The organism is Microbacterium sp. NPDC008134 (assembly GCF_042957055.1).
GTDB lineage: Bacteria > Actinomycetota > Actinomycetes > Actinomycetales > Microbacteriaceae > Microbacterium.
The window spans coordinates 329,195-342,023 of the sequence record NZ_JBIBHO010000003.1 but is presented as its reverse complement, the minus strand read 5'-3'; the positions used below and the strand labels follow the sequence as shown (position 1 = coordinate 342,023).

General features: G+C 66.2%; 9 protein-coding genes. All 9 read right to left on the bottom strand.

All coding sequences use genetic code 11. From position 1 onward, the window contains the following. Window positions 1–94 precede the first annotated feature (94 nt). The 9 genes from ACFY9N_RS15180 to dnaA all read right to left on the bottom strand — a co-directional run bounded on the left by ACFY9N_RS15180 (window position 95) and on the right by dnaA (window position 12,815). Window positions 95–499 carry a DUF3566 domain-containing protein gene (locus ACFY9N_RS15180; protein ID WP_391479638.1) on the bottom strand — a complete coding sequence of 135 codons (405 nt, stop codon included), beginning with the start codon at window positions 497–499 and terminating at the stop codon, window positions 95–97. After that, window positions 496–3,054 carry a DNA gyrase subunit A gene (gene gyrA / locus ACFY9N_RS15175; protein WP_391479637.1) on the bottom strand — a complete coding sequence of 853 codons (2,559 nt, stop codon included), beginning with the start codon at window positions 3,052–3,054 and terminating at the stop codon, window positions 496–498. Before gyrA ends, ACFY9N_RS15180 begins: the two co-directional genes overlap by 4 nt. Before the next feature lie 52 nt (window positions 3,055–3,106). Next, window positions 3,107–5,191 carry a DNA topoisomerase (ATP-hydrolyzing) subunit B gene (gene gyrB / locus ACFY9N_RS15170; protein WP_391479636.1) on the bottom strand — a complete coding sequence of 695 codons (2,085 nt, stop codon included), beginning with the start codon at window positions 5,189–5,191 and terminating at the stop codon, window positions 3,107–3,109. Window positions 5,192–5,309: 118 nt separating this feature from the next. Then, on the bottom strand, window positions 5,310–5,837 hold the full coding sequence (locus ACFY9N_RS15165; RefSeq protein WP_391479635.1) for a DUF721 domain-containing protein: 528 nt from the start codon (window positions 5,835–5,837) through the stop codon (window positions 5,310–5,312). After that, window positions 5,834–7,009 carry a DNA replication/repair protein RecF gene (gene recF / locus ACFY9N_RS15160; RefSeq protein ID WP_391479634.1) on the bottom strand — a complete coding sequence of 392 codons (1,176 nt, stop codon included), beginning with the start codon at window positions 7,007–7,009 and terminating at the stop codon, window positions 5,834–5,836. The genes ACFY9N_RS15165 and recF overlap by 4 nt, the downstream gene beginning before the upstream one ends. A gap of 89 nt (window positions 7,010–7,098) precedes the next feature. Further along, a complete protein-coding gene (locus ACFY9N_RS15155) occupies window positions 7,099–8,964 on the bottom strand; it encodes an amidase family protein (RefSeq protein WP_391479633.1) in 1,866 nt (621 codons plus the stop codon). Then, window positions 8,961–9,725: a cohesin domain-containing protein gene (locus ACFY9N_RS15150; RefSeq protein WP_391479632.1), complete on the bottom strand. Its 765-nt coding sequence runs from the start codon at window positions 9,723–9,725 to the stop codon at window positions 8,961–8,963. Before ACFY9N_RS15150 ends, ACFY9N_RS15155 begins: the two co-directional genes overlap by 4 nt. Window positions 9,726–9,883: 158 nt before the next feature. Beyond that, entirely contained in the window at window positions 9,884–11,029 is a 1,146-nt protein-coding gene (gene dnaN / locus ACFY9N_RS15145; protein ID WP_391479631.1) for a DNA polymerase III subunit beta, read from the bottom strand. Window positions 11,030–11,546: 517 nt separating this feature from the next. Next, complete coding sequence (gene dnaA / locus ACFY9N_RS15140) at window positions 11,547–12,815, bottom strand: chromosomal replication initiator protein DnaA (protein ID WP_391479691.1); 1,269 nt, start codon at window positions 12,813–12,815, stop codon at window positions 11,547–11,549. Between the last annotated feature and the right edge of the window lie 14 nt (window positions 12,816–12,829).

Sequence of the window (12,829 nt, the reverse complement as noted above, 5' to 3'; positions counted from 1 at the left end):
GGGTTTTCCCTACCCCGCCCCTTCGTCTCGCTTCGCTCGCTCAGGGACCGGTTCCTGAGCGAGGAGCGCAGCGACGAAGGGTCGTCGAAACGGGTCAGTTCGACATGAAGCCGACGAGCAGGCCGCCGGTGACCTTCACCGCGAGGTTGTAGATACCCGCGATCACGGCGCCGAGCACCGTGAAGACGATCAGGTTGAGGATCGCGACGACTGCCGCGAACGCCATGACCTGCGGGAGGCCCACGACCTCGGTGAGCTTGAACGCGTTGTCGGTGATGCCCGCGAGGAACGAGTCGGCCGTGGTCAGCACGTTCGTCGCCTGCAGCACGAGGTAGACGAGGAAGAACGACACCATCGTGACGACCGCGAGGGCCACCGCCCCGAGGAACGAGAGCTTCACGGCCGACCAGAAGTCGACGTAGACCAGGCGCAGGCGAACCTGCTTGCCACCGGTCTTACGGGTGGATTTCTTCGCGAGCTTGTCGGCTACCGTGCTCATGCGTCCGTGCTCTCCTCGGGGGTCTGGGTCGTCTCGGTGACGTCTGCGGGGGCACCCGCCTCATCCGCATCGTCGTCGTCGGAGAGGCCACGCTCGCCGTTGCGAGCGATCGCGAGGATCCGGTCGGCTTCCGTCGTCCGGGCGAACACCACTCCCATGGTGTCGCGGCCCTTGGCGGGCACCTCGGCCACGGCAGAGCGTACCACCTTGCCGCTGGACAGAACCACAAGGACCTCGTCGTCTTCGGCGACGATCAGACCACCCGCGAGAGTGCCCCGATCGTCGTTCAACTTGGCCACCTTGATGCCGAATCCGCCGCGTCCCTGGACGCGGTACTCCTCGACGGCGGTGCGCTTGGCGTACCCACCGTCGGTGACGACGAACACGAACTTGCCGGGCGCGGCGAGGGATGCCGAGAGCAGGCTGTCGCCCTCGCGGAACTTCATGCCCTTGACGCCGGCGGTCGCGCGGCCCATCGGACGCAGCGCCTCGTCGCTCGCCTGGAAGCGGACAGACATGCCCTTGCGGCTGATGAGGAGGATGTCGTCCTCGGCATCGGAGAGCAGGGCGCCGACCAGCGCATCGTCGTCGTTCAGGCGAATCGCGATCACGCCGCCCTGACGGTTGGTGTCGTACGCCTCGAGGCGCGTCTTCTTGACGAGACCGTTGTGCGTCGCGAGCACCAGGTACTGGGCGACCGCGTAATCGCGGATGTCGAGGATCTGCGCGATGCTCTCATCGGGCTGCATCGCGAGGAGGTTCGCGACGTGCGTGCCCTTCGCGTCGCGACCGGCCTCGGGCACCTCGTAGGTCTTCGAGCGGTAGACGCGGCCCTTGTCGGTGAAGAAGAGCAGCCAGTGGTGCGTCGTCGTGACGAAGAAGTGCTCGACGATGTCATCCGCCCGCAGCTGGGCGCCCTTGATGCCCTTGCCGCCGCGGTGCTGCGACCGGTAGTTGTCGCTGCGCGTGCGCTTGATGTATCCGTCACGGGTGACGGTGACGACCATCTCCTCCTCGGCGATGAGGTCTTCCATCGAGACGTCGCCGTCGTAGCCGTGCAGGATGTGCGTGCGACGCTCGTCGCCGAACTTGTCGACGATCCCGGTGAGCTCCTCGCGGATGATCGTGCGCTGACGACCCTCGTCGGCGAGGATCGCCTTGTAGTCGGTGATGAGGGCTTCGAGCTCGGTCGCCTGATCGATGATCTTCTGACGCTCGAGCGCGGCGAGACGACGCAGCTGCATCTGCAGGATCGCCTCGGCCTGGATCTCGTCGATGTCGAGGAGCTTCTGGAGTCCCTCGTTCGCCTCCTGCGTGGTCTGCGATCGGCGGATGAGCGCGATGACCTCGTCGAGAGCATCGAGCGCCTTGAGGTATCCGCGCAGGATGTGCATCCGCTTCTCGGCCTCGGCGAGACGGAACTGCGTGCGGCGCACGATGACGTCGATCTGGTGGGCGATCCAGTTCGAGATGAAACCGTCGATCGCGAGCGTGCGGGGCACGCCGTCGACGATCGCGAGCATGTTCGCGCCGAAGTTCTCCTGCAGCTGCGTGTGCTTGTACAGGTTGTTGAGCACGACCTTCGCGACCGCGTCGCGCTTGAGCACGACGACCAGGCGCTGACCCGTGCGGTCGGACGACTCGTCGCGGATGTCGGCGATGCCCGTGATCTTGCCGTCGCGGGCGAGATCGCCGATCTTGACCGCCACGTTGTCGGGGTTCACCTGGTACGGCAGCTCGGTGATGACCAGGCACGTACGACCCTGGATCTCCTCGACGTTGACGACGGCGCGCATCGTGATCGATCCGCGGCCCGTGCGGTACGCCTCGTGGATGCCCTTGGTGCCGAGGATCTGCGCGCCGGTCGGGAAGTCCGGACCGGGAACGCGCTGGATCAGACCGTCGAGCAGCTCCTCGCGGGTGATGCCGGGGTTGTCGAGCGCCCAGAGCGCCGCCTCCGACACCTCGCGCAGGTTGTGCGGCGGGATGTTGGTGGCCATACCGACCGCGATACCGACCGAGCCGTTGACGAGCAGGTTCGGGAAGCGCGCCGGAAGGACCGTCGGCTCCTGGGTCTGACCGTCGTAGTTGTCGGTGAAGTCGACCGTGTCCTCTTCGATGTCGCGCACCATCTCGAGCGCGAGCGGGGCCATCTTGGTCTCGGTGTATCGAGGGGCCGCGGCACCCATGTTGCCGGGCGAGCCGAAGTTCCCCTGGCCGAGCGCCAGCGGGTACCGCAGCGACCACGGCTGCACGAGACGGACGAGGGCGTCGTAGATCGCCGAGTCACCGTGCGGGTGGTACTGACCCATGACCTCGCCGACGACGCGGGCGCACTTCGAGAACGACTTGTCGGGGCGGAACCCGCCGTCGTACATGCCGTAGATCACACGGCGGTGCACCGGCTTGAGTCCGTCGCGCACGTCCGGCAGCGCGCGACCGACGATCACGGCCATCGCGTAGTCGAGGTAGCTGCGCTGCATCTCGGACTGCAGGTCGACCTGGTCGATCCGGCCGTGGTCGTGCTCGGGGACGGGGCGTTCTTCGTCAGTCATGTGTGTTTCGATTCCGGTCGTTCAGTTCTGGGTCGCTGAGCTCGTCGAAGCGTCAGATGTCGAGGAAGCGGACGTCCTTGGCGTTGCGCTGGATGAAGGTACGACGCGACTCGACGTCCTCACCCATCAGCACGCTGAAGATCTCGTCGGCGGCCGCGGCATCCTCGATGGTCACCTGACGCAGGGTGCGCGTCGTGTGGTCCATCGTGGTCTCCCACAGTTCCTTGGCGTTCATCTCGCCGAGACCCTTGTACCGCTGGATGCCGGCGTCCTTCGGCATCCGCTTGCCGTTGTCGAGGCCGTACTTGAGCAGGGCGTCGCGCTCGTCGTCGCTGAACACGTACTCGTGCGGCGAGTTCGACCACTTCAGGCGGTAGAGCGGCGGCATCGCGAGGTAGACGAAGCCCGCCTCGATGAGCCCGCGCATGTACCGGAACAGCAGGGTCAACAGCAGCGTCGTGATGTGCTGGCCGTCGACGTCGGCATCCGCCATCAGGACGATCTTGTGATAGCGAGCCTTCTCGATGTCGAAGTCCTCGCCGATGCCCGTGCCGAAGGCCTGGATCATCGCCTGAACCTCTTTGTTGCCGAGGGCCTTGTCGAGGCGCGCTCGCTCGACGTTGAGGATCTTGCCGCGGAGCGCGAGGATCGCCTGCGTGTGCGGGTCGCGACCCTGCACCGCGGACCCACCGGCCGAGTCACCCTCGACGAGGAAGATCTCGCTGATCGACGGGTCCTTGCTCGTGCAGTCCTTGAGCTTGTCGGGCATCGCGGCCGACTCGAACACGCTCTTGCGACGCGCGGTCTCGCGGGCCTTGCGCGCGGCCATGCGCGCGGTCGCGGCGTCGATCGCCTTGCGGATGACGTTCTTCGCCTGACTCGGGTTGCGATCGAACCAATCGCCGAGCTGGTCGCCCACGACCTTCTGCACGAACGCCTTCGCCTCGGTGTTTCCGAGCTTCGTCTTGGTCTGCCCCTCGAACTGCGGCTCGCCGAGCTTGATCGAGATGACGGCGGTGAGGCCCTCGCGCACGTCGTCGCCGGAGAGGTTGTCGTCTTTCTCCTTGAGGAGGTTGTTCGCACGGGCGTAGCGGTTCACGAGCGTCGTGAGCGCGGCACGGAATCCCTCCTCGTGCGTTCCGCCCTCGTGCGTGTTGATCGTGTTCGCGTAGGTGAACACGTTCTCGGTGTACGAGGTGGTCCACTGCATCGCGACCTCGAGCGAGATCTTGCGCCCCTTGTCCTCCGACTCGAAGGCGATGATCTCTTCGGTGACGACCTCGGCGTGACGCACTTTGTTGAGGTACTCGACGTAGTCGACGAGACCGCGCTCGTAGAAGAAGACGTCGTGCGGCTGCTTCTCGATCGTCTGACCCTCGTCCTCGACCTCGTAGGTCGAGGAGGCGCGCTCGTCGCTCAGCTCGATGCGGAGTCCCTTGTTGAGGAACGCCATCTGCTGGAAGCGGGTGCGCAGGGTGTCGTAGTCGTACTCGGTGGTCTCGGTGAAGATCGACCCGTCGGCCCAGAAGGTGATGCTGGTACCGGTCTCGTCGGTCGCCTCGCCCTTCTCGAGCTTCTGCTGCGGGGCGCCGCCGTCGGCGAAGCTGTGCCGCCAGACGAAGCCCTTCTGCTTGACCTCGACCTCGAAGCGCGTCGACAGCGCGTTCACGACCGACGAACCGACGCCGTGCAGACCACCCGAGACGGCGTAGGCGCCGCCGCCGAACTTGCCGCCGGCGTGCAGGATCGTGAGTACGACCTCGACGGTCGACTTACTCGGGTCGGAGGAGTGCGGGTCGACGGGGATGCCGCGACCGTTGTCGACCACGCGCACGCCGCCGTCGGCGAGCAGGGTGACGACGATCGTGTCGGCGTAGCCGGCCAGCGCCTCATCGACGGAGTTGTCGACGATCTCGTAGACGAGGTGGTGCAGACCACGCGGACCGGTCGATCCGATGTACATGCCGGGTCGCTTGCGCACCGCCTCGAGACCCTCGAGGATCTGGATCGAGTCGGCCCCGTATTCGGGGAGCTCGGGAGCGGGTGCGTTCGATGTGTCTCCGGTCGCACCCGTCGAAGGGTCGGGGGTTCCCCCGGTGGTCGATTCGGACTCGTCGGCGGGGGATTCAGGCGTCATCAGAAGACATTCTCCACATCGATATTGCGAAGTCCCAGTCTAGCCGGGTTTTCCATCGAAATATCGCTCAACGGCCGCGTGTGGCCCTCTGAGAGGTTCGACCCCCTTGCATGGTGCCCTACCCGTAGGTATCGCGCGGGCCCCGCCCTGGAACGACTCTGGGACCCCATTTCCAGGAGGGGACGTCCGGTCCGATGAAGCGCAGATTCTCGACACCGGCATCCGGATACCGTCGTCCGATCTCGGTGAGGATGGTCGCCCGCATGTATTGGAGGTTCTTCGCCCATGCGGTGGAATCGCACTTCACCGTCAGCAGCCCGCGCTCCAGCGAGACCGGTTCCGAGTGCTTCGCGGTGTCGGCGCCGGCGAGATCCGCCCACTGCCGCACCAGGTCTTCCCGGGCGAGCGTGATCTGCCACCCGGAGTCGCGGCTGAGCTTGTCGAGCACCGCGCCGAGCGAACCGGGATCGCGACCCGGGGCGAACGGGGCGTTCTCGTCGTCGACCGAGACGCGCTTCTTCTTGCGCCAGTTCTTGGCGCTCGGCTTGAGACCGCGCAGGCGCAGGTAGGTCGCCACCGTCTCGGGTGCGTCGGGAGCATCGGGGGCGGATGCCGGGACGGATGCCGGATTCACGATGTCGTTCATTCGTCGCCCCCTGCCCGCTCATCGCTGATGGTTCCGGCGCTGATCCGCACGACGTGCGCGTGCAGCACCTCGGGGATATCCTCCTCCACGGCTGCGGTCACCACCACCTGCTCGTACCCGGCGGTGAGGGCGGCGAGCCGTTGACGGCGGTCGGCGTCGAGCTCGGCGAAGACGTCGTCGAGGATCAGCACCGGGTCGCCGGCGGGGGACTCGCTGCGCAGCAGTTCGGCGGAGGCGAGCCGGAGCGCGAGCGCGACCGACCACGACTCGCCGTGCGAGGCGTAGCCCTTCACCGGGAGCGACCGGACGCGCAGCACCAGGTCGTCGCGGTGCGGACCCGTCAACGTCAGGCCCCGATCGAGCTCGTTCGAGCGTTTCGAGGCGAGCGATGCGCGGAACTGCTCGGCGACGGCCGCCGGGGTCACGGCATCCTCGGATGCGGTGGTGGCGTCTTCGTCTTCTTCGGGGTCGCCGCCGCGGATCGACAGCGCCCATTCGAGCTGCGGTCGGTGATCGGCGCCCGCGATCGCGGCGTATGCATCGGCGAGCGGCTGCTGGAGATCGTTCGCCAGGCGCTGTCGCGCGACGATGATCTCCGAACCGAGGGCGACGAGCTTGTCGTCCCAGACATCGAGAGTGCTCAGGCCCTCCCCCCGGATGCCGCGTGCCCTGGCCGACTTCAGCAGAGCGTTGCGCTGCTTGAGCACTCGGTCGTAGTCGCCGAGCACCGCGGCGAGACGCGGGGTGCGCTGGATGAGCAGCTGGTCGACGAAACGACGGCGCGATGACGGGTCGCCCCGAACGATCTGGAGATCTTCGGGGGCGAAGAGCACGACGTGCGCATAGCGCGGGAGTTCGTTCGTCTTCGACGGCGAGCCGTTGATGCGCGCCTTGTTCGAGCCCTGCCGGTTGACCTGAACCTCGGTCAGGACCTTGCGTTCTCCGTGCGAGAGCCGCGCACGGATGATCGCGTACTCCTGTCCGTCGCGCACCATCGGCGCATCGGAGGAGACCCGGTGCGATCCGAGCGTGGCGAGGAACACCACGGCTTCGGCGAGGTTCGTCTTACCCTGACCGTTGCGGCCGACCAAGACGTTCGGACCGCGGTGCAGAGCGAGTTCGGCGGTCGCGTAATTGCGGAAATCCACCAGGCTCAGATGCTCCACGATCACGGAATCAGCCTACCTTCGGGGTCCGACATCTCCCCGCTCGAGGGTGACCGGCGACCGCCCGAAGTCCTCGAGCGGTCGCCGGTCGCGGCTCACGGAAGGGGACCGTAGAGCGACGGCGACGTCCGAGCATCCGTCGCCTGCTCGAATGCGTACGCCAGGCCGAGGAGCGTTCCCTCGTCGAAGTCGCGTCCGAGGAACTCGAGGTTCACACCGCTGCCGGGAACCGTCTCACCCGTGACCGTCTGCCCCATCGGCACGGTGACCGACGGCATCCCGGTGTTGGGGCTCAACCGCATATTGGTTCCCTGCGTACCGTAGGCGTTCGTGCTCGGGTAGATGATGGCGTCGAGGTCGAGATCCTCCATCATCTGCGTCACGAGGGTCTTGCCGGCCGCGAGCTGGACGGTGTGCGTACCGGTGTCACCCGCCCATGCCTGATACGTCGCATCCGTGACCGCGTTCCGCGATACGTAGATCGACCGGCGTGAGGTCACGAAGCTGTCGGTCGCGAGGATGTCGGTGAGAGTCCGCGCTTCGACGTCGGGGCCGAGGTGCGTGGCGATGTACTCGTTGAGATCGTGAACGAACTCGTTCGTGGATCCCGAACCCTCGTTCAGCACGGCGGAGAATCCGGACGGCGGCGTCACCGGAACCACGGTCGCTCCCTGCGCGGTCAGCGCGGCGGTCGCCTCGGAGAAGAGGCGTACGGTGCCGGCGTTGTTCCCCACCATCGAGGAGATGTAGCCGATCCGCGCGCCCTGGAGCGCGTCCGTGTCGAGGAACGAGGTGTACGACTCGGGCACGAGACCTTCCTGTCGCGCGGTCACGGGATCGGCGTCGTCGACTCCGACCACCGCGTCGAGAGCAACGGCGGCATCGATGACCGAGCGGGCCATCGGTCCACCGGTGTCCTGCGAGAGCGCCAGCGGGATGATGCCGTCACGGCTGGCCAGACCGACCGTCGGGCGAACGCCCACCAGCTGGTTGTACGACGACGGCACGCGGATCGATCCACCGGTGTCGGTGCCGAAGCCGATACCGGCGAGGTTCGCCGAGATCGCCGCTCCCGTTCCACCGCTGGAACCGCCGGCGGTCCGATCCGTGTTGTACGGGCTCGCGACGAGGGTCGTCGCACCCGGCTCCTGGAACGACGAGAACTCGGAGACGAATCCGTAGGCGAACTCGTCGAGGCTGGCCTTCGCGAGGATCACGGCTCCGTCTTCGCGCAGACCGGTGACCATCGAAGCATCCGTCGCGGTCTGGTTCTCGTTCCAGCACGCGCAACCGCCCGTGGTGACCATGTCGACCGTGTCGTAATTGTCCTTCAACGCGATCGGCACGCCCAGGAGCATGCTCGTCATGCCCTCGGATGCACGGATCTCGTCGGCAGCCGCCGCGTCGGCCAGAGCCTTCTGGTTCACCGTGATGATCGAGTTGAGAGGACGGGTGCCGCCGGGCACGACGGTGCGGTCGTACGCCGCGATCCGGTCGAGGTACTCCTGGGTGATGCTCTGCGAGGTGGCGACTCCGGCGTTCATCGCGGCCTGCATGTCGATCACGGATGCTTCGACGAGTTCGAAGGGTCCGTCGTCGTAGACGATCCGCTGCGAGAGATCCGCGAGGTCGAGGATCGTGAGCTCGCCGTCCGCGTCGGTATCGAGGACGGCCAGGCGCGACCAGTCCGCGGATTCGTCGGTGATGCCGAGGGAGTCGGCGGCGACCGACAGGTCATCGGCAGTCACCATCTCGTCGCCGGTGACGTCGAGCTCGCTGTAGTACGGCGGCAGACTGAGGGTCGCCGTCGGCGCCGCCGTCGCTGCTCCGCTCGCCATGCCGGCCGCGACGATCGTGGAACCCACGACCGAGACGGCGGCGACGATCCGCAGTGTGGTCTTCTTCACGGTGGTGTCTCTCCTGGTCTTCGCGTTGTCTGCTCGGCGTGCGTGCGCGGTCATCGGGTCCTCCGTCGCACGGCGATGACGGTGCCCGCGGCGATGGCGGCGATGGCGCCGGCCCCGAGGATCAGCCACGGTGCGGCATCCGCACCCGTCGTGGCGAGGGAGTCGTCGGTGGACGTGCCCGAACCGGAACCGTTGCCCGAGCCGGAACCGGTGTCGGGGTCACCGCCATCCGATCCGCCATCCGATCCTCCGCCGCCGGTTCCCGGTCCGGAGTCCTCGTCCGGGATGATCTCCACGATCGCGGACGTACCCGCGGCTGCCGCATCGATCGAGGAGGGCTGCGTGTTCGAGTCGACGATACGTCCGGAGGCGATGGCGATCGAGGCATCGCCCGCATCGATCGCGGTGAAGCTGAGGGTGACGAGGGTCTGCGTGCCGGTCAGACCGGGGGAGGTACCCAGTCGGGTCGCGGCGACTGCGATCTCGTCGCCTGAATCGGTCGCCGAACCGAACCCGCCGTCGGGGAACACCTCGCTGTCGGCGACGTATGCGAGCAGTTCGGGGTCGTAGGCGATGTCGAGTTCGTACGCGTAGGCGTCGACGAGACCCGTGAAGACCGCGGTGACCGTGACGGTGTCTCCGATGGAGACAGACGTCGGGGCTGCGGTCAGCGTCGCGGTTTCATAAGCATCCGGGACGACCACGGCCGAGGCCGATGATGCCGTACCGAGCGCGAGGAGGGCTGCGGCTGTGAAAGCGACGCCGGATGCGAGGGTGCGCATCCGGCGGAATCGGGCAGGGGGGATTTCTGGCATGCGGAGCGTCTTTCGTCTGGAGAGACGAGCTCGGCTGCACGGCTAGGGGGAGCAGCCGTGCTCTGGGGTACGGCTGACTCTCGCAGTCGGGTGTTTCGCGTTCTGAGCGGTGCCGTTTCCGGCACGTAACGGTCGGTGACGGCAGCTCGGAACGAGGCTCAGCGAAGCAGGAGGTTCGGCTGGAGCAGGTACTTGAACGAATCGAGGCCCGCCTGATCGACGGACGTCTGGCTCGTGATCAGCACGGGGCTGAGCTTGTTGGCGTTGTCGCTCGAGGTGAACGTGACGCGCACGAACTCGCTCTTCACGGCACCGAGCGCCTCGATCAGGTACTGCGGGTTGAGGCCGAGAACGACTTCGTCGCCACCCGAGAGGATCGCATCGACCGACTCGGACGCTCGGGCGTGCTCGCTGCCAGACGCATCCATGGTCACGCTGTCGCTCGAGAACGTGAAGCGCAGCGGAGCGGCCCGATCGAGCACGAGCGCGACGCGACGAACGGCTTCGATGAGATCGGCCGTGTTGACGACCGCGTAGTGGTCGGTCTGCTCGGGGAACAGCCGGCGCACCGGCGGGAAGTTGCCCTTGATCAGCAGCGAGGTCACGGTCTTGTTGCCCGCGGTGAACGCGATGATCTCGCGGTCGCCGGCGCCGGAGAACGCGATCTGGATGGTTCCGGCATGACCGAACGTCTTGCCGACCTCGACCAGGGTGCGGGCCGGGACGAGCGCGGTCTGATCGGCGGCCTCTTCGCCGTCCCACGGAACGTCGCGGAGCGAGACGCGGTAGCGGTCCGTCGCGACGAGGCTCAGGCTCTGGCCGGAGACCTCGAGCTGCACACCGGTGAGCACGGGGGTGACGTCATCCCGCGAGGCGGCGAAGCCGACCTGGGCGATCGCGGTGCCGAAGTCGTCGGCGGGAACGACGCCGGAGGACCCGGCGACCTCGGGGATCGACGGGTACTCCTCGACGGGCATGGCCGCGAGCGTGAATCGTGCGGATCCGCAGGTGACGGTGATTCCGCCGTCGTCTTCGACAGCGATCTCGATCGGTGCGTTCGGCAGCCGGCTGGCGATGTCGGAGAGCAGACGGCCGTGCACGAGGATCGTGCCGGGGGTGTCGACGGTGGCTTCGATCGTCGTACGAGCGGATGCCTCGTAGTCGAAGGCCGAGAGGGTGAGACCCGAACCGTCGGCCTCGATCAGGACACCGGCGAGGATCGGCTGCGGGTTGCGCTGCGGTAGGAGCTTGACGACGAACGACACTGCCTCGCTGAAGACATCGCGGTTGACCTGAAACCTCACGGGTGCTCCCTTGTCGTCGATCTGATGACGGTGTCGTCGGTACTGCTGCGAGGTGGGCCCACCGCAGGGCTTCCCATGCTAGCCCCACAGCCCTGCGGATCCCTACGCCGACGGGAATCTGTGGTTCCGGGTGGTTCTCCCCACCGTCTGGTGATCGGATCGCGCCTTAACCGGGTTAACTCCTTAACGGTGTTAACAGCTGTGGATACTGTGGATAACTCGGTGGATAGTAGTCGCGAGTAGGGAACTACAAGCTTGTCAGTTGTGGAATCCCTGAGGAAACCGCGGGTTCGCGGCATTTGATCGGCCGTTCTGTCTCCCGTAGTTATCCACAGGTTTGGGCCTTCGACCCACATTCATCCCGATCCGACTCACAACCATCCACAAGTTATCCACATGTGCATAGAGGCATTTATCGGATGCCGTGGATCGTCGTCAAGTCAGAGAAAAGGGGGACACGCTCCGCGAACGGATGCCGTGTCCCCCTGTGTCGAGGTGCCGAGCGCGGTGCGAGGTGTCAGCGTCGCCCGAGCTGCGTGGTGATCTCGGTGACCTGGTTGTAGATGGAGCGACGCTCCTTCATGAGGTCGCTGATCTTCTTGTACGCGTACATGACCGTGGTGTGGTCGCGGTTGCCGAACAGCTGACCGATCTTCGGCAGGGAGAGGCTCGTGCGCTCACGGCACAGGTACATCGCGATCTGACGCGCGGTCGCGATCTGCTGCGATCGACTCGACCCGTAGAGGTCGTCGACCGTCAGCTTGAAGTACTGGGCGGTGGCCGTGATGATGTCGGTCGGCGAGATGATGTTGTCCTCGGCCGTGTCGACGATGTCGCGCAGCACCGTCTGCGCGAGCGAGATGTCGAGAGCCGAGCGGTTCAGGCTCGCGAAGGCCGAGACGCGGATGAGTGCACCCTCGAGCTCGCGGATGTTCGACGAGACGACGGTCGCGATGTACTCGAGCACCTCATCGGGGATGTGCAGGGCCTCGCTCTGCGCCTTTTTGCGCAGGATCGCGATACGGGTCTCGAGGTCGGGCGCCTGCACGTCGGTGATCAGACCCCACTCGAAACGGCTGCGCATCCGGTCCTCGAAGCCGGTGAGGTGCTTGGGAGCGACATCGCTGGTGATGACGACCTGCTTGTTGTGGTCGTGGAGCGTGTTGAAAGTGTGGAAGAAGGCCTCCTGGGTCTCGGCGCGACCCTGGAGGAACTGGATGTCGTCGATGAGGAGGATGTCGACCTCGCGGTAGCGCGCTTGGAACGCGGCGCCGCGGTTGTTCGCGATCGAGTTGATGAAGTCGTTCGTGAACTCCTCGCTCGAGACGTAGCGCACCTTGACCCCGGCATAGAGGGACTGCGCGTAGTCGCCGATCGCGTGGAGCAAATGGGTCTTGCCCAGCCCTGAGTCACCGTAGATGAAGAGCGGGTTGTAGGCCTTGGCCGGCGCCTCGGCCACGGCGACGGCGGCCGCATGGGCGAAACGGTTGGACTGGCCGATGACGAAGTTGTCGAACGTGTACTTGGGGTTGAGGCGCGACTCGTGGCGCAGGGGAGTGGGCTGCTCCATCGGCGACTCGACGCGGACGTTCTCCTGCCGACCGAAGTCGGCCACCGCGATCGGAGCGGTCGGCTGCTCGGCGAGTTCGTGGTTCACCACGACCCGGAAGGAGGTGACCTCCTCACCGATGTGGGTGAGTGCCTCCATGATCGGAAGTCGCAGTCGCTTGTTGATCTGCGCGGCGGTGAGGTCGTTGGGCACCTCGAGGTAGAGAGTGGCCGACATCACACCCGCGGGGA